17 protein-coding genes and 2 pseudogenes are annotated in these 23127 nt (G+C 68.5%); 8 read left to right on the forward strand and 11 right to left on the reverse strand.

All coding sequences use genetic code 11. The features are described 5' to 3' along the window. Nucleotides 1-164: 164 nt before the first annotated feature. From ACYR7D_RS19260 to lpqS, 3 genes are all read right to left on the reverse strand, one after another. Nucleotides 165-1448, reverse strand: coding sequence for an MFS transporter (locus ACYR7D_RS19260; protein WP_459545920.1), 1284 nt, complete (start codon nucleotides 1446-1448; stop codon nucleotides 165-167). After that, nucleotides 1445-2572 carry a PLP-dependent cysteine synthase family protein gene (locus ACYR7D_RS19265; protein WP_459545921.1) on the reverse strand — a complete coding sequence of 376 codons (1128 nt, stop codon included), beginning with the start codon at nucleotides 2570-2572 and terminating at the stop codon, nucleotides 1445-1447. The genes ACYR7D_RS19260 and ACYR7D_RS19265 overlap by 4 nt, the downstream gene beginning before the upstream one ends. 101 nt (nucleotides 2573-2673) lie before the next feature. After that, nucleotides 2674-3057, reverse strand: coding sequence for a putative copper homeostasis (lipo)protein LpqS (lpqS, locus tag ACYR7D_RS19270; protein WP_459545922.1), 384 nt, complete (start codon nucleotides 3055-3057; stop codon nucleotides 2674-2676). A gap of 627 nt (nucleotides 3058-3684) precedes the next feature. Here lpqS and ACYR7D_RS19275 point away from each other — a divergent pair. After that, nucleotides 3685-4353 (forward strand): annotated as a pseudogene (locus tag ACYR7D_RS19275) (dienelactone hydrolase family protein); the annotation flags it as partial. A gap of 40 nt (nucleotides 4354-4393) precedes the next feature. On the opposite strand, the gene ACYR7D_RS19280 reads toward ACYR7D_RS19275, so the two are convergent. Further along, a complete protein-coding gene (locus tag ACYR7D_RS19280) occupies nucleotides 4394-5038 on the reverse strand; it encodes a response regulator (RefSeq protein ID WP_459545923.1) in 645 nt (214 codons plus the stop codon). 273 nt (nucleotides 5039-5311) lie between these two features. Here ACYR7D_RS19280 and ACYR7D_RS19285 point away from each other — a divergent pair. Next, nucleotides 5312-5590: pseudogene (locus tag ACYR7D_RS19285) on the forward strand (zinc-binding alcohol dehydrogenase family protein); the annotation flags it as partial. On the opposite strand, the gene ACYR7D_RS19290 reads toward ACYR7D_RS19285, so the two are convergent. Then, on the reverse strand, nucleotides 5579-7105 hold the full coding sequence (locus tag ACYR7D_RS19290) for a bifunctional aminoglycoside phosphotransferase/ATP-binding protein (RefSeq protein WP_459545924.1): 1527 nt from the start codon (nucleotides 7103-7105) through the stop codon (nucleotides 5579-5581). The pseudogene ACYR7D_RS19285 and the gene ACYR7D_RS19290 sit on opposite strands and share 12 nt — an antisense overlap. Nucleotides 7106-7663: 558 nt before the next feature. Then, the gene (locus tag ACYR7D_RS19295) at nucleotides 7664-7867 is read right to left on the reverse strand and encodes a hypothetical protein (RefSeq protein ID WP_459545925.1); all 204 of its coding nucleotides are present in this window, start codon (nucleotides 7865-7867) and stop codon (nucleotides 7664-7666) included. A 183-nt stretch (nucleotides 7868-8050) separates the two neighbouring features. On the opposite strand from ACYR7D_RS19295, the gene ACYR7D_RS19300 reads away from it, so the two are divergent. Beyond that, complete coding sequence (locus ACYR7D_RS19300) at nucleotides 8051-9292, forward strand: cytochrome P450 family protein (RefSeq protein ID WP_459545926.1); 1242 nt, start codon at nucleotides 8051-8053, stop codon at nucleotides 9290-9292. Here ACYR7D_RS19300 and ACYR7D_RS19305 read toward each other — a convergent pair. The 3 genes from ACYR7D_RS19305 to ACYR7D_RS19315 are packed head-to-tail and all read right to left on the reverse strand — an operon-like array spanning nucleotide 9284 to nucleotide 12482. Beyond that, complete coding sequence (locus ACYR7D_RS19305; protein WP_459545927.1) at nucleotides 9284-9961, reverse strand: TetR/AcrR family transcriptional regulator; 678 nt, start codon at nucleotides 9959-9961, stop codon at nucleotides 9284-9286. The genes ACYR7D_RS19300 and ACYR7D_RS19305 overlap by 9 nt on opposite strands. Then, entirely contained in the window at nucleotides 9958-11565 is a 1608-nt protein-coding gene (locus tag ACYR7D_RS19310) for an AMP-binding protein (RefSeq protein ID WP_459545928.1), read from the reverse strand. The genes ACYR7D_RS19305 and ACYR7D_RS19310 overlap by 4 nt, the downstream gene beginning before the upstream one ends. Then, nucleotides 11562-12482: a crotonase/enoyl-CoA hydratase family protein gene (locus ACYR7D_RS19315; RefSeq protein ID WP_459545929.1), complete on the reverse strand. Its 921-nt coding sequence runs from the start codon at nucleotides 12480-12482 to the stop codon at nucleotides 11562-11564. Before ACYR7D_RS19315 ends, ACYR7D_RS19310 begins: the two co-directional genes overlap by 4 nt. Nucleotides 12483-12750: 268 nt before the next feature. Here ACYR7D_RS19315 and ACYR7D_RS19320 point away from each other — a divergent pair, with 268 nt between their 5' ends. From ACYR7D_RS19320 to rfbD, 5 genes are all read left to right on the forward strand, one after another. Beyond that, the gene (locus tag ACYR7D_RS19320; protein ID WP_459545930.1) at nucleotides 12751-14424 is read left to right on the forward strand and encodes a bifunctional 3'-5' exonuclease/DNA polymerase; all 1674 of its coding nucleotides are present in this window, start codon (nucleotides 12751-12753) and stop codon (nucleotides 14422-14424) included. A gap of 90 nt (nucleotides 14425-14514) precedes the next feature. Further along, nucleotides 14515-15531 carry an FAD-dependent oxidoreductase gene (locus ACYR7D_RS19325; RefSeq protein WP_459545931.1) on the forward strand — a complete coding sequence of 339 codons (1017 nt, stop codon included), beginning with the start codon at nucleotides 14515-14517 and terminating at the stop codon, nucleotides 15529-15531. Between the two features lie 121 nt (nucleotides 15532-15652). Next, nucleotides 15653-16879 carry a glycosyltransferase gene (locus tag ACYR7D_RS19330; RefSeq protein WP_459545932.1) on the forward strand — a complete coding sequence of 409 codons (1227 nt, stop codon included), beginning with the start codon at nucleotides 15653-15655 and terminating at the stop codon, nucleotides 16877-16879. A gap of 1 nt (nucleotide 16880) precedes the next feature. Continuing rightward, on the forward strand, nucleotides 16881-18224 hold the full coding sequence (gene rfbH / locus ACYR7D_RS19335; RefSeq protein ID WP_459545933.1) for a lipopolysaccharide biosynthesis protein RfbH: 1344 nt from the start codon (nucleotides 16881-16883) through the stop codon (nucleotides 18222-18224). Beyond that, complete coding sequence (gene rfbD, locus ACYR7D_RS19340; protein ID WP_459545934.1) at nucleotides 18221-19090, forward strand: dTDP-4-dehydrorhamnose reductase; 870 nt, start codon at nucleotides 18221-18223, stop codon at nucleotides 19088-19090. The genes rfbH and rfbD overlap by 4 nt, the downstream gene beginning before the upstream one ends. 332 nt (nucleotides 19091-19422) lie before the next feature. Here rfbD and ACYR7D_RS19345 read toward each other — a convergent pair whose 3' ends face one another. After that, nucleotides 19423-20376 carry a peptidase gene (locus ACYR7D_RS19345; protein WP_459545935.1) on the reverse strand — a complete coding sequence of 318 codons (954 nt, stop codon included), beginning with the start codon at nucleotides 20374-20376 and terminating at the stop codon, nucleotides 19423-19425. Nucleotides 20377-20556: 180 nt separating this feature from the next. Continuing rightward, a complete protein-coding gene (gene hrpB / locus ACYR7D_RS19350) occupies nucleotides 20557-23016 on the reverse strand; it encodes an ATP-dependent helicase HrpB (RefSeq protein ID WP_459545936.1) in 2460 nt (819 codons plus the stop codon). Nucleotides 23017-23127 lie beyond the last annotated feature (111 nt).

The raw sequence follows: 23127 nt of genomic DNA on the forward strand, positions 1-23127 counted from the left end.
CCCTGGGTGCGATGTCGATACATCTGGCACCCGAGGAGATGCGGGTTTCGGTCCCCTGTCATACCGGGGCCAGACACCAAGATTACGTGACCTCGAGCCGATCGCAGTGTTGTGTCACGAGATTGAGACAGACCTTTTCCGCTGTGCCTGCCGGAGTGCGGCGTTCATCTCCGAGCCGGTCGGCGGGTGGTGGTGTACGGGTTCCGTTCCTCGCGAATGTTCCGTCCGTCCGGTTGTGCTCGGTCGAGTCGGTGTAGCGCGAAGGCCGACAGCGCTCCTATGAACCCGAGACCGGCCCATACCGCCCAGTCCGCACCGGCGGCTCGGGCGGCGCCCACGACGGCGCCGGTGGCGAGGTTGCCGGCCAGGATGCCGATACCGACGATCGTGTTGTAGAAGCCGTAATGGGTGGCCACCAGTTTCCCGCCGGCGAGGGAGACGACGGTGTCCATTTCGAAGGGGAGCGCCACGGCGGTGCCGACCGCGAGCAGTGCCGTGGTGACCAGCAAGGCGGCGACAGCGGCGCCGACGCCGAATCGGGCGGGTCCGGGCACGGCCAGCAATGGCAGGAACGCCGCGGCCAGGATCGCCATACCCATCACGAGGCTGCGCCCGGTTCCCCAGCGCGCTCCGAACCATGCGGTGATCCGCAATTGTCCGGCCACGGTAACGATTCCGGAGACCACGAACAGCGCCGAGACCAGTGCCTGCGCGTGGTCACCTGCCAGGTATTCGGCTTGTAGCGGCAGGGCCAGATACACCTGGAACGACAGCACATAGGAGCCGATCATCGCCAGCGAGAACCACAGGAAGCGGCGGTTGGCCGCCACCGTTCGCCAGTCCTGCAGTACCGACGTCGGTTCCGCGGTCTTGCGGTCGCGGCGGGCGGGAAGGGCGAGCAGTTGTGCGGCGGTCAGGATCCCGAACACGACCGCAGCCGCGGCGGCGGTGATACGGAAGTCGAGGAACATCAGGGCCAGGCCCACCAGCGGCCCGGCCAGGATGCCGGCCTGGTAGAAGATGTTGAACACGGCGAACGCTTCGACGCGGCGTTCGCCGGTGTCGGCGGCCAGATAGGCGCGCACGGCCGGATTGAACAACGCGCCCGCGAACCCGGTCGCGGCGGAGGCGATCAGCAGCCACGGCAGGGAGGTCGCGAACACCAGCAGGGCGAAGCCGCCGGTGCGTAGCAGACAGCCCGCGACGATCAGTGGTTTGTAGCCGAGCCGGTCGGCCAGCGTGCCGCCGATCAGGAACATGCCCTGCTGGGAGAAATTCCGGACTCCGAGCACCAGCCCGACCGCCCATGCCGCCAGTCCCAGGGGGCCGGCGAGGTAGCCGGCCAGGTACGGCATCAGCATGTAGAAGCCGAGGTTGATACCGAACTGGTTGATCATCAGCAGCCGCGCGGCGCGGTCGAAGCTGCGGAAGCTCTTCAGTACGGTCACGATGCGCTCTCCTCTGCCGGGTTGCTGGTGTGGGGATCGATGATGGCGGTGCAGCGGGTCCACGAATGCACCACCCTTTGCGCCGGGTGCGCGATAACGTCGGGTTCGATCGGCGGGGCGGCGTCGAGCAGTCCGTGTTCGCGGCAGTAGTCGTCGTTGTAGACGGTGTCGAAATAACGTTGCGGGCCATCGGGGAACACCGCGGCGATCCGGGTACCGGCCGGGAAGGTGCGTGCGGCCCATCCGGCGACCAGGGCGACGGCCCCCACGCTCCAGCCGCCGGTCGCGTAATGGGTACCCGCCAGGGCACGGCAGGCCCAGACCGCTTCCGCCGGTGCCACCCAGTGCACTTCGTGGAAGGCCGGGTAGTCGACATTGCGGGGGAAGATGCTGGAACCGAGCCCGCGCATGACCCGTGGGCCGGCGGGCTGGCCGAAGATCGTGGAGGCGACCGTGTCGACGCCGATCAGCTTCAGCTCGGGGTTGGATCGGCGTAGTACCCGCGCCACACCGGCCGAATGACCACCGGTGCCGACAGCGCACACCAGGACGTCGACGCCCCCCAGTTGCTGGATCAGCTCGAGTCCGAGGGATTCGTATCCGCCGACGTTGTCGGGGTTGCCGTACTGGTCGGGGCACCACGCGCCGGGCTCGGCCGCCAGGAGTTCGGTGACCCGGTCGCGGCGGGCCTGCTGCCAGCCCCCGCTGGGATGTGGTTCGGCCACCAGTTCGACGCGGGCGCCGTAGGAGGCGAGCATACGTTCCACAATCGGTTCCAGGCCCGGATCGGTGACCACGGTGACAGGGTGGTGGAACACCGCTCCCGCCAGCGCCAACCCCAGGCCCAGCGTGCCACTGGTGGATTCGACGATACGGGCACCCGGTGCCAGAGCGCCGCGCTGTTTCGCGCGCCGGACCATGTGCAGTGCCGGACGATCCTTCATCCCGCCCGGGTTGAACCCCTCCAATTTCGCCCAGAATCCGCGGCCGGGAGGTGCCAGTGGCGCCCCCACCCACAGAACCGGGGTATTGCCGACCAGCGAACTCGAATCTCGCACCGGAGCGGGTGGTGGGAGCGTAGCCGCAGAAGACGCGACGGACTTGCCGGGCACGACGTTGTTCATGATTGTCGCTTTCTGTATCCGAACCGCCACCCGGGGCGGTCGAGACGGTGAGCAGGCAGCGAACACCGGCCGACGGCATACGGCGGCCTGGCGCTGACCGATCAGCGTCGGGAGATACAGAATTCGGTGAGAATGGTGCGCCCGTTCGATACGGGTGATCCGGTGCCCGGCGGGCCTCGGATCCCCTGGATGCCGGCGCACCCGAGAGCGCTCGCGGCCAGGGTGGCCGTCCCGATGAGTGCTGCCCACGGGAACAGCGGCACGGTCGTGCCGCCGGAGGGCAGCACCGCCTTCTCGACGCAGTGGAGCATGTGCTGATCACAGTGGCCGCCGGGGTGGCCACCCATACCGTGCAGGTGGCCGGTGTGCGAGCTACCGACGGCCACGGCGGTCACCGCACCGGCGGAATGGGTGTGCTGGTCTGCCCGGTGCAGGGCACAGTCGAAGATCGGGGCGATGAGCAGGACCGCCATCAACAGTGCCACCGGCGTGCGTCGTAGACGAGCGGAAACGTTCACCGCGCCGCACTCGGATCCGGGCGCCGGCGGCGAGGGCGGGGCAGGTGCGTGGTCACCGGAGACGGTTCGCCGGCCCGGGGATGCCGAACCCGGTCCGGGTATCCGCGTTGTGTACCGGCATGCCCGCGTATCCTGATCATCTGCACCCCCTCCTCTCTTCCGCCGTTGTGGCCTTGGTGTTCACCGCGTTTCCCTCGACCGTGGAGAGTTCGGAAGCCATCCGGAATCGCGGCCACCGGCCGACGGGACGCCTCTACTTATATACTACCCCCAGGGGGTATGCAAGCGATAGGTGTTCTCGGCATCGGATGGGTGCCGGCCCGGAATCCGGGCTCCGGGGAATCGGCGCGTGCCGGCCCGGAGATCGCCTCCCCGGGAGCCGGGAGTCACCGGTCGGCTCCCCCGAGGGGAGGCCGTGACACCCTGGCCGATGACATTGGTCCTCGTCCCGGGGCATCTTCCGGCACTATCAGCGAAGCGCGCGGACGACGAGTGTGGTGGTGAGCAGTACGCTCGGTCGCTTCGGCATTCGCGGTGCGGCTGTACGAACCAGGTCGGCCGGAGGAGATGGTCATCGTGCGCGCAGGCGACGACGAGCCACCGCGGCGCGACGAGGAGGTCGTCATCCCGGCCCACGGCGGGCAGTTGGCCGGTCATCTGTCGGTGCCGGCGAATCCGCTCGGGTTGGTGGTATTCGCGCACGGTAGCGGGAGCAGCCGCCGCAGTCCGCGCAATCGGTTCGTGGCCGAAGTTCTCGACCGTGCCGGGCTGGCCACCCTGCTCGTGGATCTGCTCACCGAGGATGAAGAGAAGGCGCGGACGGGGGTTTTCGATATCGAGCTGCTCGCGCGGCGACTGCTCGAGGTCACCCACTGGACGACGGGGCGTGCGGAGCTCGCTTTGCTGCGTCTGGGGTACTTCGGCGCCAGTACCGGAGCGGCCGCTGCGCTACGGGCCGCGACCGACCCCGGCGTCACGATCACCGCGGTGGTCTCGCGGGGCGGCCGACCGGACCTGGCCGGACCGGCGCTCGGGGCGGTACACGCACCCACCCTGCTGATCGTGGGAGGCGATGATCTACAGGTCCTGGAACTCAATCGGTCGGCAGCGCGGCAGATGCCCGGCGCCACCGAGTTGGTCGTGGTTCCCGGCGCCACCCATCTGTTCGCCGAGCCGGGAACCTTGGAGCGGGTCGCCGAGCTGGCCCGCGAGTGGCTGGTCGCGCGCCTGACCTCGGCACCGGCCCAGCGGTCCGATCCGTGAGGCCGGTACCGCCGGGCCCGGCCACGGGTCGTTTCACGGCTCACCTGTGGTCGGGCGGGATGAGCTTGGTCGCGAGGACCGCGGCCTGGGTCCGGCGTTCGACGCCCAGTTTGGTGAGCAATCTCGAGACATAGTTCTTGACGGTTTTCTCGGCAAGGAACATACGACCGGCGATCTGACGGTTGGTGAGTCCCTCGCCCAGCAGCGCCAGCAGGGTGCGTTCCTGTTCGGTCAGGCCGGCGAGCGGTCCTGTCGCGGTTTCGGCTTCGGCCCGGAATTTCGCCATCAGCGCGGCCGCGGCCCGGTTGTCCAGCAGGGACTTGCCGGCGGCTACTTCGCGGATGGCGCGTACGAGGTCCAGGCCGGTGATGTCCTTGACGACGTAACCGCTGGCGCCGGCGAGGATGGCGTCGAGCATGGCCTGGTCGTCGGTGAAGGAAGTGAGCATCAGGCAGCGCAGGTCCTCGTTCCCCGAGCGCAGCTCCCGGCACAGTTCGATGCCGTTACCGTCGGGCAGCCGGACATCGAGGACGGCGATATCGGGCCGGAGCGCGGGGATCCGGGCCAGCGCCTGGGAGGCGTCGGCCGCCTCACCCGCGACCTCCAGATCCGGTTCCGCCTCGATCAGATCACTCACCCCGCGCCGGACGATCTCGTGGTCGTCGACCAGAAACACCCTGACCAATGAGTCCACCCTCTCTCGGGTATCGGTTGTCCTCAGCGTACGGAGCGAAGTGCTCGAGCTGTGGCGGCACGGGCCCCGTATCCGACGACGAACGGCCCTTGACCGGCCGGCCGGTCTGTGCAGGTCGCGGTCGCGGTGCGCGTGGGGCCGCTCCGGCGGGACACCGGTGTGCGAGTACGGCCGGAAGGCATTTGGTGAGCGGAGGCCGGTGGCATTCGGCTCTGCCCCTCTTCTTTTCGTGATGGTGATCTGGTGGGACGTGACGACGGCTCGCCGGCGCTGGAAGCTCTCGCCGCGGGCGGCACCCTGGCGCCGGCGGGAATTCATCTCACCGATATCCCTCCGCTCGACTATCGGCGCCATCTGTTCCGGGAACGGCAGATCCGCAGCGTCACATCCGATACGCGCGTGGATGCCCGCGATTTTCTCGCTTTCGCGGCCCGCCACCGGCTGCGGGTGACGACTCACCCCTACCCCCTGAATCGGGCCGTCGAGGCCCTGGCCGATCTGGCCCACGGCCGTTTCGACGGTGCGGCGGTGCTACTGCCCTGAGAACGTCCGGCTCCGGCTGTCGTGCCATCGGCGCAACGCCGCCGCGGCGACGGCCCCGGGCGGTTGCCGGGTATCGAGCACTTCGGCCTCGGGCCAGGGCGCGGTCGCCGCCGAGATGGCGTGCGCTATCGGCGGGGTGGCATCGGAGTCACCGTGGGGTCGGTCCCTTAGCCGCCGGTCGGCGGTGTCCCGCGGGCATTCGCACCGCAGCTGCACCGGCTCTGCACCGAGTGCCGTGGCGAGTTCGCGCGCCCGGCGCCGTTCGCCGGCGTCGGACCAGCCGGCATCCAGCACGACCGGTACGCCCGCCGCCAGCAGCGGACGGGCCCGCCGCAGCAATTCGGTGTAGACCCGGTGTTTGCTCTCCGGGGTGTACGCGCCGGTGTCGTAGACCCCGATCGTCCCGGTTATCTCGCCCGCGCGCATCAATTCCCGGCGTATCGGATCAGTCGACAGCAGGTGCGATCCGGTCGCGGTCGCGAGTCGCTGGGCAACCGTCGACTTGCCCGTTCCGGGTAGTCCTCCGACCAGGACCAGCCGGATCGCTCCGCGCCGCAGGTGCTGTTCGACCAGGGCGAGATGCCGCTCGGCCTGGTCGCGTGCGGTGCCCTCCCCCTGGCCGTAGCGGATCACATCGACCTTCGCCCGCACCGCAGCCCGATAGGCCCGGTAGTGGTGGTCCAGCGAGCGGGGCGCCCGGTCGCCGCTGAGTTGCCGGTAGTCGGCGAGCAGCCGGTCCGCGTACTCGGGGTGGCCGAGGAATTCCAGGTCCATGGCCAGGAAGGCGATATCGTCGAGACGGTCGATATGGCGGAGTTCGTCGTCGAAATCCAGGCAGTCCAGGATCCGGAAGCCGTCCGGTAGGTCGAAGATGTCCTCGGCGAGCAGGTCGCCGTGACCGTCCACCAGCCACCCGTCCGCGATGCGCTGTGCGAACAAACGATCCCGGCCGCGGACGTAGTCCAGCGCGCGGTCCTCGATCGCGGCGAGCCGGGCGGGATCGAGGAACTCGGGAGACTGTTCGCGCAATGTCCCCAGTACGCCGCGCCAGCGGTCGCGCAGGGCCGTACCCGTCCCGGCGCGATCGATATCCGCGCCCCGTCGGGCGTTCTCGTGGAAAGCGACGAGAGTGGCCACCAGTGGGCGCAGATCGCGTACTGGGCCCTCGGGGTCGGCGAGCAGGGTGGACAACCGGCGCTGCTCGGGCATCCGGCGCATGAGCAGTACCGGTTCGTCCGCACCGCCGAGCGGATCGGTGAGATGGGCGAGACCGAGATAGACATCCGGTGCGAGCCGCCGGTTGAGTTCGAGCTCGCGCAGGCAGGCCCGTCGCCGGGCCGCCGGGGTGGCGAAGTCCAGGAAATCGGTGGTGATCGGCTTCTTCACCTTGTACGCGCGGTCGCCGAACAGTACGACCACACCGGTATAGGTTTCGCGTAGTTCGGCCCTCTTGCCACCGGCCGCCGCCATATCGCCGATGCCCAGCTGGTCGGATGGTGCAGCGTACCGGCCCATGGCCGCTCCTTCGGATATGCCGCGGTGATCCCGTAGATGGATGGCGGTCGCGTATGCGTGGGCAGCCCCACGGGGTTGCCGGGGGACGTGGACCCGCGACGACCACGGACCGGTCACGCGGGTTGCCGTGGTGTCCGCCTCCCGTGAGGCGGTGGGGGAGCACCTCGAGGAGGCTTCGACGTGTGCGTGGTGCCCGGCGAACGCCGGGGGTCCCCGGCCGATACCGTGCGGTTCGCCCTCCGCGCTGCGCTCGCCGGCTGTGTACTCGGCGGGATCACGGGTGGAGCCCTCGTCGGTGGCGTGGACGACGGGGATACGAGGCGCTCCGGTGTCATGCTCCCAGGGTCCAACGAGTCGCGGAGCCGGAGGAGGGTCCTGATACCCTCGCCGCCGGGACCATGGACCCGAGCGGCGGGTGGGGGACGCGCGCCGGGTCCGCCGCCGAGCCCGGCGCGCGTTCCGCGCGACGCTGCCGTGGAGCTGCCGGTGACGCCGGCCCCGGCGTGGACGCTCGCCGATACCCGATGGGTCAGCAGCGCCGCGCACGCCGATCGCGTGTTACGCGGCCGACAAGGAGGCCAGCAAACAGAGCGGGCTCGGTGGGTACTGCATGGTGCATACGATGCCGGTCTCTTCGGCGCTTTCCGGCTGCTCGATCACCCGGGGCTGTTCGAGCGGTAGGGCCGGAGCCGACGTCGCGGCGGCAACGGGAGCCACCAGCAGGGCAGCGGCGAGAATTGTGCCGCGTAGGGCGTTGCGCACGATGATTCCTTTCGAAAGGGGTGGAGCCGCGGACCTTTCGAAGGTAACGCCGGTCGGCGCCGTCCGACAGCCCCGGAAACCACGGGCATCCGAGGCGCCGGTGGTCCGCGCCGGATCCGGACGGTCCCGGTGACCGGTCCCTGCAGCGAGAAGTGACCACGCATTACGCTTAGGATCGACCCGATGACGATCTCCGACCACCCCCTCGGCCGGGCACCGCACGGTTCACCGATCGATACCGACGGCCCGCGGATCCCTCTGTACGTACCGGAATTCGCGGTCGATCCGCACAGTACCTATCGCGCGATGCGTGAACGGTACGGGTCCCTGGTTCCGGTGGATGTGGCGCCGGGGGTGCCGGCGACTCTGGTGATCGGCTACTACACCGCGCTGCGTATCTACAACGACCCGGGCCATTTTCCCGCCGACCCGCGGACGTGGCAGCGCGATATCCCCGCGGATTGCCCGGTGCTCCCGCTCATGCAGTGGCGGCCGAACGCACGGCGTAACGACGGCAGCGTGCACGCGCGCTATCGACAGGCCATCGTCGCGGGGCTTGCCGAGGTCGATCCGTATCGCCTGCACGAAACCGTGGCGCAGGTCGCCGTACCGCTGATCAACTCCTTCTGCGGTGACGGGTCCGCGGATCTGATCGGCCAGTATGCGTTTCCGCTCACCTTCGCGGTGCTGAACGCGATGCTGGGGTGCCCCACCGAGATCGCGCAGCGCGCCGCGAGCGGGATGGCCGCGATGTTCGAGGGCGTCGGCGCGGAAGACGGAGCCAAGGTGCTCATCGAATCGCTTCTGGAGCTGATCGAGCTCAAACGCGCCACACCCGGCGACGATGTGACGACCCGGATGATGCGGCACTCGAGCGAACTGAGCGAGGCCGAGCTCGTGAATCAGGTGGCCACACTGTACGGGGCGGGTATCGAACCGTTGCAGAACCTGATCGTCAACGCGCTGCGCCTGATGCTCACCGACGAGCAGTTCGGGGACAGCGCGCTGGATGGCAGCCTGTCCACCCGGGATGCTCTGGACGAGGTGCTGTTCAACGATCCGCCGATGGCCAATTTCTGTTTCACCTTCCCGAAACAGCCGATTCTCATCGACGATGTCTGGTTGCCGGCCCACCAGCCTGTTGTCATCAGCATGGCCGCCTGTAACACCGATCCGGTGATCGGTACGAATCGGCACGCGGGAAATCGTGCGCATCTGGCCTTCGGTGGGGGACCGCATGTGTGCCCGGCCAGTTCGCTGGCCTACCTGATCGCTCAGGACGCCATCGATCAGCTGCTCGACGGTCTACCCGAGATCCGCCTGGCGGTTTCGGCCGCCGAGCTGACCTGGCGGACCGGCGCGTTCCATCGCGCGTTGACCGCCCTGCCCGTCGTCTTCCCGCCTTCGCCTCCGCTGTCACCGTAACCGTCCGGTCTCGCGGAGCCGGGCGACATTGCCCAGCCAGTCCTCGACGACCCGGTCGGCCAGAGTGCGGTCGGGCCGCATGAGGCGGGTCAGTTCGAGCCCGCGAACGAGCGCCATGAGCGATTCGAAGGCCGTGCCGGCCGCTTCGGGATCGGCGATACCCGCATGCCGGTGGAAATGCACCCGCAGCGCGGCCCCCAGCCGTTTTTCCGCCGGGAGTAGTGCTGCGCGCAGCTGCGGGTCGGTGCGGGAGGCGGTCCACAGTTCGAGGGCGGCCTGAAAGGGAGGCCCAGTCATCGCCGACCGGATCGCACGCACCAGTTGCGGGAGGGCCTCGGGTCCGTCGCCGAGGTCCGTGACGAGTTCGCCGAGGTGATGCAGTCGCCTCTCGGCGATGTGGTGGATCGCGGCGACCAGCAGCTCCGATTTCGAGGCGAAATGATGAAGTAGCGCGCCCCGCGAGACCCCCGCCGCGTCCTGGATCCGCTGGGTCGTGGTACCCGCGTAGCCGTGCTCCACCAGACAGCGGATCGTGGCGTCGAGCAGCGCGCCCCGGGTCCTCGCGTGCTGTTCTCTCCGGGTCAGGCCGCCGGTGCGCGGTACCGGCGGTGCGGACTCCTGCCGTTCGGCGTGTCCGGCGCCGCCGGCGCTTGACGACTTCCGGTTCACAGCCGACCGAGCTCACCGGCGACGATCTGGTCCCGAAGCCGGAATTTCTGCGGTTTGCCCAGGGCGGTCACGGGGAAGCTGTCGACGGTGAACCAGGATTTGGGGGTTTTGTGCGGGGCGAGACGTGCTCGTAGGTAGTCGTGCAGTTCTTCCGCCGAAGGGGCCGGCCGGGCGGGATCGGGCCGGATCACGGCGGCTACGCTCTCGCCCCACACTTCGTCGGGTAGTCCGAGTACGAGTGCGCCGTCGATCGCGGGGTGTGCGGCGAGGATGTCCTCGATCTCACGTGGATAGATGTTCTCCCCGCCGCGGATGATCATATCCTTGAGCCGCCCGGTCACACGGACGTAACCGCGTGCATCCATCGTCCCGAGATCACCGGTGTGCAGCCGGCCCTCGGCATCGATCGTCCGTGCGGTCTCCTCCGGCATATCGAGATATTCGATCATCTGCTGGTATCCGCGCGCGCAGATCTCGCCCTCCACCCCCACGGGACATACCGCGCCGGTCTCGGGATCGCGGATGGACACCTCGACTCCGGGTAGGGGCCGGCCCGCCGTGAACAGATTGTCCTCGCGACTGTCGGCCGGGCTCGTCTGACAGATGATCGGACCGAGTTCGGTCTGACCGTAGACCGCGCTGCTCGCGACCCCGCAGGCCTTCGCCCAGCCGTCGACGAGGGCGGGCGGGACGGCATCGCCTCCGGACATCACCACCCGCAGCGCACCGAGATCGAAATCGGCCAGCCCCGGGTGCGCCAGCAGGGCACGGAGCATGACGGGTACGCCGCCGAAGATCTCGGCGCGGTACTCCTGTATCGCCGCCAGCATCGTGGTGGGATCGAAGATCTCGGCGAGGACGAGGGTGGCCCGCTGGTAGACCGACCCCAGTGCGGCCAGACCGCAACCCGCGGTGTGGAAGAGCGGCAGGGCGGTGGCGAAGGTCGCTCCCGGGCTCGCGCCGCAGCGGTCGCGCACGAAGGCCGCGTTGGTCACCATCGCTCGGTGCGCGAGTACCGCCGGTTTGGGTCGGCCGGTGGTGCCGGAGGTGAACTGGATCTGGGTGGCGGAGCGCGGGTCGAGCACCGGTAACCGTTCCCGCTTCCGAGTGCGGCGTACGTCGCCGAGCCAGTTCTCGAAGGCGACGGCCTCGCGTACCGCGGGTACCGCGGGCAGAACGGTTCGTAGCTGGGCGGCCATATCGGTGCCGCGGAAGGCATCGACATAGAAGACACCGGCCGCGTGCGACCTGTCGAGCGCGTACTCGAGTTCGGGGCCGCGCAGGGCGGGATTGGTTGTGACCAGCACCATTCCACCGAGCGCCGCGCCGTATTGGAGCACGAGCCATTCGGGGACGTTCGGCGCCCAGACCGCGAGGTGTTCACCCGGCCGGAAACGATCGAGCAACCAGGACGCCGCGCGCTCGGCATCATCGCGCAATTCTCCGTAGGTCCAGGTGCGTGCGCCGCGTTCCGGCGCCACCGAGACGAGCGCGAGCCGATCCGGTACCTCGGCGGCTGCCTGCTGTAACAGCTCGCCCACGGTGATCTCGAGGACGGGCCGGCTGGTATCGACCGGCCAGAAGGATTCGGTGAGTTCCCTCATCGGCTCGTCTCCGCCGCGGCGGCCCGATCGTCGAGTTCTCTTTTCATCCGGGCGATCTCGTCGTCGGCGGGAAGTTCTCCGCCGCCGTCGGGTATGAAGCGGCCGGTGTCGCGCCACTGGACCGCGGCGTCGAAACCGTGTTGCTGCGCGAAGTCGACGAACCAGCGGCCCTCGGGGGAGTGGCGAGTGATGCCGTCGAAGAGGACGGCGAGGTTCTGGGTGCTCTGCAGGCCCATGTTGTCGTAGGCCTGGTTGATCATCATCTTCTGCATGACCAGCTGGTTGGTCGGGATACCGGCCATTCGATCGACGAGCCTTTCGACCGCGGTGCCGAGTTCGGCCGCGGGGACCGCATCGATGACCAGGCCCCATTCCCGGGCCCGGACCCCATCGATGGTGTCGCCGGTGAGCAGCATACGTTTGGCGCGTTCGGCCCCGAGGCGGTAGACCCACATCGCGGTCGTGGGGCAGCCCCATACCCGCGCCGGCATGTAGCCGATCCGCGCGTCCTCGGCCATCACCACCAGATCGCAGGAGAGCGCGATATCGCTGCCGCCGGCAACGGCGTATCCGTGGACCTTCGCGACGGTCGGTTTGGCCGAGCGCCAGAGCGAGAAGAAATGGTCGGTATTGGCCTTCATCATCCGGAAGTCCTTGATCGGATCCCAGACCGCACCCTGGTGCTCCTCGCCGCCTTCGGCGTAGAGCTTCAGGTCGTAGCCTGCGCAGAAGGCGCGACCCGCTCCCTGGATCACGATGACACGCACCGAATCGTCGGCATTCGCCGCGGCGACGGCGGCACCGATCTCGTGGGCCATCTCACCGGTTATCGCATTGAGCCGGTCCGGCCGGTTCAAGGTGAGATAGGCGCGATGGTCCCGTACTTCGTAGTCGACCGTGTTCCCGGCGAAAGTCATGAGAGCCTTCCAATCTCGGCGGCGATGATGCTGAGGACATTTTCACAGTCCAGTTGGACTGTCAATGGCATGCCTCTCCTCGTGGCCGATCCGCGCCGACCCGGCTGCTGCACCGCTGCCGCAGGCACGGTGTCACCGCTGGTGCCCGGCGAGGGTTCGAACAGATCGGCGGCGTGACCCACCGCCGAGTCCTGGTCGTCATCACGGGGAGGAGGTCGGGAGCCCGGCGGTCGCCGTCGTGTCGGACCTCGGTGCCAGACTCGGGGACGTGCGATGGGCGGTGGCGGAATCCGGTGACGGTGGTGCGCGTCTGTGCCCGCTCGGTCCGGACGGTCGTCCCGCCGCCGGCGTGGTCCACGAGCCCTCGCTCGTCGAGGCGGTGCGCTCACGTCCCGAGGTCGAGCGGTGGGTGTGGCGGTCCACCGCCGAGATCTACCGACCGCTGCTCGCGGCGGGGGTGCGGGTCGAGCGCTGTTACGACGTGCAGGCCGCGGAAGCTCTGCTGATCGGGTACGAGGAGGGGCAGTCGGGGCAGCCTCGTTCGCTGGCGGCCGCATGGGCTCGCCTGCGCGATCTGCCCGTTCCGCCGGACGCCCCCGCGCGGGCCGCCGAGACCCAGCCGTCGTTGTTCGAATCGGGTCCGGTGCCACTGCCGCCCGGCACCGATGAACTCACCGCTCTGCTGGAGGTCTACGCGGGTCAGCTCGCCCGGACGGCGGCCACCGGGCATCCGGACCGGATGCGGTTGCTGATCGCCGCCGAATCGGCGGGGATGCTGGTTGCCACCGAGATGTCGCGGGCCGGTATCCCGTGGCGCGCCGATATTCACCGCGAGTTGCTGGACGAGCTGCTGGGTGGGCGTCTTCCGGGCGGGGCCGAACCACGTCGTATGGCGGAGCTGGCCGATGAAGTGTCGCGGGCTTTCGGGAACGGGGTGCGGGTCCGTCCGGATCTGCCCAACGATATCGTCAAGGCATTCGCCCGCGCCGGTATCCTGCTGTCGTCCACGCGTAAATGGGAGCTCCAGCGAATCGACCATCCCGCGGTGGCGCCACTGCTGGCCTACAAGTCGCTGTACCGCCTGTATACCGCTCATGGCTGGTCCTGGCTCGAACAGTGGGTGCACGGCGGGCGCTTTCGTCCCGAATATCTGCCCGGCGGTACGGTTTCGGGCCGCTGGACCACCAATGGCGGTGGCGCCCTGCAGATCCCGAAGGTGATCCGCCGGGCGATCCGGGCCGACCCGGGCTGGTCCCTGGTGGTCGCCGACGCCGACCAGATGGAGCCGCGGATTCTTGCCGCCGTTTCGCGCGATCCGGCGCTGATGGAGGCGGCCGGCCGAGGTGACGATCTGTACGCGGATCTGGCGGCCCGGGGTTTCGGTGGCGACCGTGCTCGCGCCAAACTCGCCCTCCTGGGCGCTGTCTACGGCCAGACCTCCGGAGATGCCCTGACCCACCTGGCCGCTCTGCGCCGGCGTTATCCGGCCGCGGTGGCCTATGTCGACGATGCCGCACGAACCGGTGAGGAGGGGCGTCTGGTACGTACCTGGCTGGGCCGGACGTGTCCGCCGGTATCGGTCGCCTCGCCGGAGCGGGAAGAACCGGGCCGGGAGAATCCCGGTGAGTACGGCAGCAACGCGGCGGCGCGTGCCCGGGGCCGCTTCACTCGTAACTTCGTGGTGCAGGGAAGCGCGGCCGATTGGGCTCTGCTGCTCCTGGCGGGACTGCGCCAGGCGATATTTCGTGCCGGTCTCCGGGCCGAACTGGTCTTCTTCCAACATGACGAGGTGATCGTGCACTGTCCGTCGAAGGAGGCGAGGACGGTCGTCGAAATGATTGCCACCGCGGCCGATACCGCGGGCCGGTTGGTATTCGGGCCCACACCGGTGCGGTTTCCCTTCACGACGGCGGTGGTGGAGTGTTACGGGGACGCCGGGTAGGCGCGCCCGGGCCGGCCGGCCGGTGGCCCGCGGATCGGTGACCGGTGTTGCGGTCAGCGGCTCTTCGGTGAGAGGTGGCCGAGCAGGGCCGTGGTGGCGAAGGAACGGATGCGGGCGCGGATCGGTGACAGCACCGTCGTGCTCGCCGACTTCCGCCGGATCCCGGGCCCGCACAAGTACATCGCGATGGTGGCGCAGTGGGATTTTCTCCACCTGCTCGCCTCGGCCGCCGAGGCGGAGCCCGCCTTCACACTGCGCATGAACACATGTGTCACCGGTCTGTGTCGTGACAGCGCCGGGCGGGTCACCGGGGTGCGCTACCGGGACCCCGACGGCGAGCACACACTGTCCGCCGATCTCACCGTGGGCTGCGACGGCCGCGGTTCACTGGTCCGCCGTGCCGCGGGGTTACCGGTGACCCGCTTCGAGATACCGATGGACGTCTGGCAGGTCAGGGTCCCGAAGGAGGGTGGTGATTCCAGCGGTGAGGTGTTCGGGTGGTTCGGTGACGGACAGGCCGCGGTCACCATGGACCGCGGCGACTACTACCAGACCTCCTACCTCATCGCGAAGGGCACCGACGCGGTACGACGCGGTACGGATATCGCGGTCTTCCGCGAACAGCTGGGCGGAATATTCGATTGGCCGCCGTCGCGCACCGAAGCCATCCGCTTCTGGGACGACGTGCTACTGCTCCGCACCGAGATGGACCTGCTGCGCCGCTGGTACACCGACGGACTGCTGTGTATAGGTGATGCCGCGCATACGATGTCGCCGGTCGGCGGGGTCGGTGTGAATCTCGCCATCCAAGACGCGGTGGCCGCCGCGCGGATACTCGCCGAACCGCTGCGTGACGGACGAGTCGGTACCCGCGACCTGGCCCGGGTGCAGCGCCGCCGGATGATGCCCACCCGGGCGGTGCAGCGGTCCCAGCGCGGCGAGCACGACATCCTGCTTCGTCCCGCCCTCACCGGTGGCCTCGACCGGGTGCCGCCACCGCTGCGAGCTCTTCAGCGCGCGCCGTTCCTCCAAGGCTTCACCGCCTACCTCGGTGGTATCGGCCTCCGCCCCGAGCGGGCCCCGGAATTCGCCCGTCGCGCACCGTGATCCGGCGGCTTCGACCGCGGCCGCCTGTGCCGGGTCCGGCACCTTCCGCACCGAGAACAATCGCCGGCCGGTTTCGGGGAAACGGGTACGGCGCCGCGTTCCGGTATGCCACGCTGTCGATATGGCCTTCTCACAGGCAGATCGCATGCGCGTGCTGGTGACCGTCAACCAATTCGAATCCCATTTCCGCGGACTGGCCACTCTGGTCGACGTACTGAGCAGGTCCGGTCACGATGTCCGCGTCGCGGCACCCGAGAAGTGGGGGTCTCGGCTGCACGGCGACTACGGCGTCGAGACCGTGGACGTGGGAGTGCGGTGGGCCGACCGCGCGTTCGACTCGGCCCTCTTCGGGCTCCTGCTGGACCGCGAGGTGGACGCGTTCGACCGGATGTACATGACGGAATTCCTCGGCGACCGGATCGCCCTCCGTGTGGCGGAGGACGTACTGGATCTCGCCGCGAGATGGCGGCCCGATGTCGTCCTGCACGAGTGCTCGGAATTCGGTGGTTACCTGGCCGCGGAGGTCCTCGGAATACCACATGTCACGGTGGATATCGGCCCGCTGCGGCTGATACATCATCTCCACGAAGACCTGGTCCGGCCCGCTCTGAGTACTCAGCGGGCTGCGCTCGGGCTCCCGGAAGAACCGTCGGAACCGGGAATACTGCGGTATCTCACGGTCGCGCTGGCACCCAAAGAATTCGATACCATCGATTTCGGCACCCCTGTGGTCCGTTATCGGCACGAACCACCGGTACGCCGCAATGATCAACTGCTCCCGGACGTGTTCCTCTCGGCACCCGCGGATATGCCGATCGTTTACCTCTCGCTGGGCTCGATCGGGCCTTTCTCACCGCGGTTCAGGGACCGGATGGCCGATATCTACGGGGAGGTCTTCGCGGCCCTGGCCGAGCTCCGGTGTACCGCGATCGTCTCGCTGCCGTCGCAGTACCACGATATTTTCCGGTCGCTACCGCCACATATCCATACCTTTCCGTATGTACCCCAGTCCCTCGTATTGGCGAACGTGGACCTGTTCATCACCCACGGCGGATTGAATTCGATGCGCGATACGATCACCTACGGAGTCCCGCATGTGGTACTTCCCTTCTTCGCCGATCACCCCGGCAACGCGCGACGTTGTGAAATCCTCGGCACCGGTATCCACCTCGATCCCATGACCGTCAGGGCCTCGGATGTTCTCACCGCCTGCCGGCGGATCCTCGAGGAGCCCGCCTATCGGCAGGCCGCGCGAATGCTCGAACGGCATATGTGGGCACTGCCGCCACAATCGGCGTTCGCCGACGACCTCGTCGATCTCGTTCTGAATTCACGCCGGGAGAAATGACATGGACGACAGAGACGATCTACTCGCCGGCATCCGGCGATTCCACGAGGCGCGTACCGAGCAGCGTTTCGTCGCGGGTGTCACCGAGATCCAGTCATCCGGTGCCTGCCTCGACACCGACGACAGGGTGGCCGTCGCCGAAGCCGCGCTGGATATGCGTATCGCGGCGGGAGCGCTGGCACACCGATTCGAAAAAGAATTCGCCAGGAAGATGGGACGCCGCAAGGCGCGGCTCACCAATTCCGGATCATCGGCGAACCTGCTCGCGGTGACCGCGTTGACCGCCCCGGAGCTGGGTGATGCCCGGTTGCGTCCCGGCGACGAGGTGATCACGGCCGCGGCCGGATTCCCGACGACAGTCAACCCGATACTACAAAACGGATTGAAACCGGTATTCGTGGATATCGACTCCTCGACCTACAACCCGACACCGGAAGCCGTAGCTGCGGCAATCGGCCCCAGAACCCGCGCCGTGGTCCTGGCACATACGCTCGGTAACCCTTTCCCGGTAGCAGAGATCTCCACGTTGTGCGCGGAGCACGATATGTTCCTGATCGAAGACAATTGCGATGCGGTCGGATCGATATATCGGTCCCGCGCGACCGGTACCTTCGGTGATCTGGCCACCGTCAGCTTCTATCCCGCACACCATTTGACCACGGGTGAGGGCGGCTGCGTCCTCACCGACAATCCGGCAACAGCTCGCGTCGTGAAGTCGCTGCGCGATTGGGGACGCGATTGCTGGTGCGAGCCGGGCGAAAGCGACAGATGCGGCAAGAGGTTCGCGCAACAGCTGGGTGACCTACCCTACGGATACGACCACAAATACATCTATTCGCATATCGGCTACAACCTGAAGACGACCGATCTCCAGGCCGCTCTCGGGCTCTCCCAACTGGCCAGACTGGATGATTTCTGCGCCCGGCGACGGCACAACTGGCGCCGGCTCCGCGAAGGACTGGACGGGATCGACCATCTCCGCCTGCCGGAACCGACTCCCGGTAGCGATCCGAGCTGGTTCGGATTCGCCCTGACGGTGTTGCCGGAGGCGCCTTTCGGCCGTATCGATATCGTCGACTTCCTCGAAAGTCGCAGGATCGCGACCCGCGGCCTCTTCGCCGGGAATCTTCTCCGCCATCCGGCGTACTCGAATATCGAGTGCCGTATCTCCGGAAGCTCGGCGATCAGCGACTACGTCGCCGACAATACCTTCTGGATCAGGGTATACCCGGGCATAACCGACGAGATGACCGATTACATGATCGCCTCGGTCCGGGAGTATGTTTCCGGTTATCGGCGCTCCCGCACTCCGCTCGGGGAGAAATCGTCTCGGGACGAGCGGTGAGCAGACTGGTGGTCACCGGTGCGGACGGATTGCTCGGCAGCGGGATAACGAGAGCGACCAGCCCGTTTCGTCGTGCCGATCGGCAGGTGCTCGGGTTCGGCTCGAAAGAACTCGACATCACCGATGCGGCGGCGCTGAACGACACCATCGGCCCCGGCGATCTGGTCGTCAACTGCGCGGCGTACACCGGCGTGGACGCCGCCGAAGCCGAAGCCGACAAGGCCTTCGCGGTCAACGGCGCCGGCCCGGGATTACTGGCACGCGTCTGCGCGAACAAGGGCGCGCGCCTGCTGCACATCTCGACCGCCTACGTCTTCGACGGGTCGGCGGCCGCCCCCTGGGAGACGTGGTCGCCGACCGCCCCGCCGAGTGTGTACGGAAAGTCCAAGCTGGCAGGTGAGCAGGCGGCCCGGGCAGCGTTGCCCGAGGTGCGAATCGTTCGAACCATGTGGCTGTACTCGGCGACCGGCCGGGATTTCCCGGCCGCGCTCCTGCGGAGGTGCTCCCGGGGCGAGCGCGTCGCGGTCGTCACCGATCAGATCGCCTCCCCGACCTACGTCGACGATCTCGTCTCCGCGCTGTTCGATCTGGTCGCGCACCCGAATCCACCGCACCTGCTCCACGCGACCGGAAGTGGCTCCACCTCCAAATTCCACTTCGCTCGCGCGGTCCTCGAAGCGGCGGGACTCGATACGGGCCTCGTACGGCCCTGCCGTACCGCGGATTTCCGAGATGCCGCGACGCGGCCCCCGCATGCCGTTCTGTCGAATTCTTCGTGGATCGACTGTGGTCTTACGCCACTACCGCACTGGCGTGACGGTCTCCGGCGTGCTGTCCGGGTGGCGATCGGGGATATCCGGCCGTGAGCGTGCTCGGTACCGAGTCGAGTTGCCCCTGGGCGGTCATGAGCAGGACCGGGACATGTATCGGGGCGGCCGCTACGGTGTCGCGGACATCGTCGCCGAAATCGTAGCCGACGACGTGGGCGTGGCGGATCCCGAGCCGGTGCTGTCGCCGAGCCGGGGAGATCGATGGCTTAGACGGTGTGGTGCTCGGCCAGTGCGGGAATGATCGGCCACCAGCCGTACCAGGTCTGGGGCCAGCCGTGGATGAGCACGACCGGTGTGCCGCTACCGCCCGGTGAGGCCGCCGAATTCGATACGACCGTGCCGCACTGGCTGGGTAGCGCCGCCGGTTCTCACCGGGGGAAGAGGGTCAGCACCTCCGATATCACCTCCCGGGCGACGTCATCGGTGGCCGAGGTGACCTCGACCACCGGGACACGAGGGACGTGAGCTGTGCTCTCGAGTGGTAGCCGGGGCCCCACGACGGCGGAGTAGATCGGGATACTGCTGTCGTAGAGCGATGTCGAGCGGAACACGGTGCGGTTGCCGATCTTCTCCTCGGTGCCGCGTTCGCGCACCTGATCGGGTACGCGATAGTCGTAGGCCACCGTGACGGTTTCGTCCCGGTACCGGAACAGGCATTGGGTCAGCCGGTACTCACCGGTATCGGCGGTGCCGGTCAGTTTCGCGCGCACCGCGCACGGGTCGGCGCCGAGCAGCGCCGTGGGGACGGTATCGGGTGAGGTGCCCTGCTCCGGCGACTGCCGCCAGCGCTCGATCATACCCGGCAGCAAACTATCGGCGACCGCGCACGAATCGCGATCCGGAACCGAGAGACCGAGGTAGAACGCGGCACCCGCGGGAAAGCGAGCCGTGGCGCCGCAGGCGCGTGGATCGGTGTCGCGGTCGGGTACCAGCAGAACGCTCACATCACCGACCTGTTTGCCGGTACCGCGACTCGGGGTGAGCGCGGGCAGCAGGGTCGTATGCCAGGTGAGGGTGCCGGTGTCCCCCGCGCTCACGTCGCCGAGGACGGCCCGGCACGAGTCCAGACCGACCGTGATGGTGCGGATATCGCCGAGGTCGAGCTCGCGGAGGGTGCGGCGGGGGAGTAGCGCGCAGACGTCGATCTCACGGGTCGCCTGGGCGACGACCGCCTGCTGCTGCGGGGTATCGGCGGGTGCCGACCAGAATTGCGGCGGCGGTGCCACCGGCGATCGCGCGTTATCGGTGCGGGTATCGTCACCGCATCCCACCACGGCCGGCGCCACGGCCACGAGGAGCATGAGCGTGCGATATATCCTCACCTCTGACCTCCCGGTGCGAGCCGAGCCGGACCATGCCCGGCATCGAGTCTGCGCGCACCGGCAACCGCAGCGCAATCATCCCGCTGTCCTCGGCCGGTCGGCGGGCATCGGCATGCCCGCGGGGAGCGGATTCGCGCCGGGATCGGCGATACCGGCGGCGCGAGCAGCTGGAATCGCCGATCAGCGTGGGGATGGGGGCCGGTCACGGCCCGCGTTGCGGGCGGTACCGCGGTGAGCGGGCACGGTGGTGGGGTCTTCCGGCCAGGCGTGCTTGGGGTAGCGGCCGCGCAGGTCGGCACGGACCTGTGGCCAGCCGGTGCGCCAGAAGGAGGAGAGATCCGCGGTGACCGCTATCGGGCGCCGGGCGGGCGAGAGCAGGTGCAGCACGATCGGGACGCGGCCATGGACCAGGCGCGGTGCCTGGGCCCACCCGAAGATTTCCTGCACCGCGACCGCGAGCACCGGCGGATCCGCCGAATAGTCGAGACGGGGGCGACTGCCGGAGGGGACCTCCAGGTGTTCGGGCGCCAGTTCGTCCATGCGTGCGGCGTCCGGCCAGGGCAGCAGCCGGCGCAGCGCCTGTCCGGTGTCGATGCGTTCGAGGTCGGCGCGGCGGCGGGCGGTGGCGAGTTCGGGGCCGAGCCAGATATCGGCGGCGGCGAGTAGCGAATCGTCGTCGACCGGGGGCCACGGGTCGCCGAGGGTGCGGTGGAGGAAGTCGAGACGCTGACGTAAGGCGATGGCCTCGGGGTTCCAGCGCAGCAGATCGAGGCCGGTCGAATGCAGACCGCGCCGCAGTGCCGCGTCGAGTGCGCGCCGGTCCGGGTCGGGAACGGGTTTCTCCGACAACGGGATCGCACCCAATCGCTCGACCCGCCGGGCGACCACATCTCCGTCGATCCACTCGATTTCGTCGACGGTGGTCAACAGGTTGGAGGCGGCCCGGCGGGCCAGCCGCTCGTCGGCGACCGCGGCCAACCGGATGTAGCCCTCGGAACGACCCGGATCGCGTGTCGCAACGCCGACCGCCAGCCATTCCGCATCACCTGTTCCGGCGCCTGGCGGCAGTGTCACCGCGGTGCCGCCGGCCATGAGATAGCTCGCCGAGCCCGGACCACGCCGGCGCGCCAGCCGCTCCGGATGAGCCAGCGCGACGACGAAAGCCGGATCATCGGCTCCGTCCGGCCCGTCGACCAGTCGCGCCAGCCGTTCGACCTCCCGCAGCCAGCGCACCGGCCGCTCACGCCGCAGCCTACGCAGACCGGCCGCGAGATCGCCTCCGGATATATGGGTGTCGTCATCGAGGACGGTGACGACTTCCGCCGCTGTCCGGGCGCCGACGACGGCCGCCCCGTCGAGCAGTGCGCGCGCCAGCCGAGGGTGCAGTCCGATCCGGGCGATGCGCTGCCCGCGGTCGGTCACGACACCGTCTCCGTTCACGGCCCCCAGCGTGCGCAGCACTTCCCGGCCGGCCGCCAGGCCCCCGGGGGGTGGAGCATCCCACCAGGTGAGTCCGTGTCCCTCGCCGGTGCCCCAGCACGCCAATTCCAACGCCAACCGCGTCAGGTCCGCTGTCCGGATCTCCGGCTCCGGATAGGCGGGCAGCGTGCCGTGCTCGTATTCGGGCCAACACCGCCACACCCGGCCCGGGGCTTCACGTCCGGCCCGCCCGGCCCGCTGCTCGGCCACCGCCGCCGAGACCCGGACGGTGGCCAGGCCGGACAGGTCGCGCGCCCGATCGATACGTGGGACCCGGGCGAGCCCCGAATCCACCACTGCCCGGACTCCCGGCACCGTCAGACTCGACTCGGCCACTGCCGTGGACAACACCACTCGTCGCCGCGGTCCGGGCTGTAACGCGAGGTCCTGTCCCGCCGTGGAGAGCCTGCCGTGCAACGGAACGATATCCACACCGTCCAGATCGGCCAGACATGCTGTCGTCCGCCGGATTTCGGCTGCACCGGGTAGGAAGACCAGGACATCGCCGTCGGTTTCGGCGAGCGCGGTCCGGGTGGCCCGCGCGACCTGCGCTTCGATCCGTTCCCTGGGCAACGGCGGGACGTATGTCGTGACGACCGGATGGGTCCGGCCCTGGACCTGCAGCACCGGCGCCGCGTGCTCTCCGCCCAGGAGCGCCGAAAGGCGTTCGGCTGCCACAGTCGCCGAGGTGGCGAGTACCCGCAGATCCGGTCGTAACCCGGCGCGGGCATCCAGTAGCAGGGCCAACAGCAGGTCCGCGTCGAGATGCCGCTCGTGACATTCGTCGAGCAGTACCACATCGACCCCCGCCAACTCGGGATCGTCCTGTAATCGCCGTACCAGCAGCCCCGATGTCACGACCTCGATCCGGGTCTGCCGGCCCACCCGTCGCTCACCCCGGACCGAATAGCCGATGGTTCCCCCCACCTGTTCACCCAGGAGCGCGGCCATCCGGCCCGCCGCGGATCGAGCCGCCAACCGCCGGGGCTCGGCCACGAGTACCCGTCCCGCAACGGACATCGCCAGCGCCGGCGGCACCAGGGTCGTCTTCCCGGTACCCGGTGGTGCGACCAGTACAGCGGTCCGGTGTTCGGTCAATGTATCGACAAGCCGGTCGAGAACCCCGCGGACCGGCAGATCGGGAAGTTCGGGCAGTTTCATCCGCACCAGTCTGCACCCCGGCCGGGACCCGCTACCGCGCCTGTTCCCGGCGGCCACGAGTACACCTCACGGGCACGGGCATACGGACGGGGCAGGCGAAGGGGCCGGGAT

The organism is Nocardia sp. X0981, from assembly GCF_977089955.1.

Excerpts from the sequence above, each read along its gene's own strand:
- ACYR7D_RS19265 (WP_459545921.1), bottom strand. The coding sequence starts at position 2,572 with ATGAACAACGTCGTGCCCGGCAAGTCCGTCGCGTCTTCTGCGGCTACG.
- ACYR7D_RS19290 (WP_459545924.1), bottom strand. The coding sequence starts at position 7,105 with ATGGGCCGGTACGCTGCACCATCCGACCAGCTGGGCATCGGCGATATG.
- ACYR7D_RS19300 (WP_459545926.1), top strand. The coding sequence starts at position 8,051 with ATGACGATCTCCGACCACCCCCTCGGCCGGGCACCGCACGGTTCACCG.
- ACYR7D_RS19310 (WP_459545928.1), bottom strand. The coding sequence starts at position 11,565 with ATGAGGGAACTCACCGAATCCTTCTGGCCGGTCGATACCAGCCGGCCC.
- ACYR7D_RS19315 (WP_459545929.1), bottom strand. The coding sequence starts at position 12,482 with ATGACTTTCGCCGGGAACACGGTCGACTACGAAGTACGGGACCATCGC.
- ACYR7D_RS19330 (WP_459545932.1), top strand. The coding sequence starts at position 15,653 with ATGGCCTTCTCACAGGCAGATCGCATGCGCGTGCTGGTGACCGTCAAC.
- rfbH (WP_459545933.1), top strand. The coding sequence starts at position 16,881 with ATGGACGACAGAGACGATCTACTCGCCGGCATCCGGCGATTCCACGAG.
- hrpB (WP_459545936.1), bottom strand. The coding sequence starts at position 23,016 with ATGAAACTGCCCGAACTTCCCGATCTGCCGGTCCGCGGGGTTCTCGAC.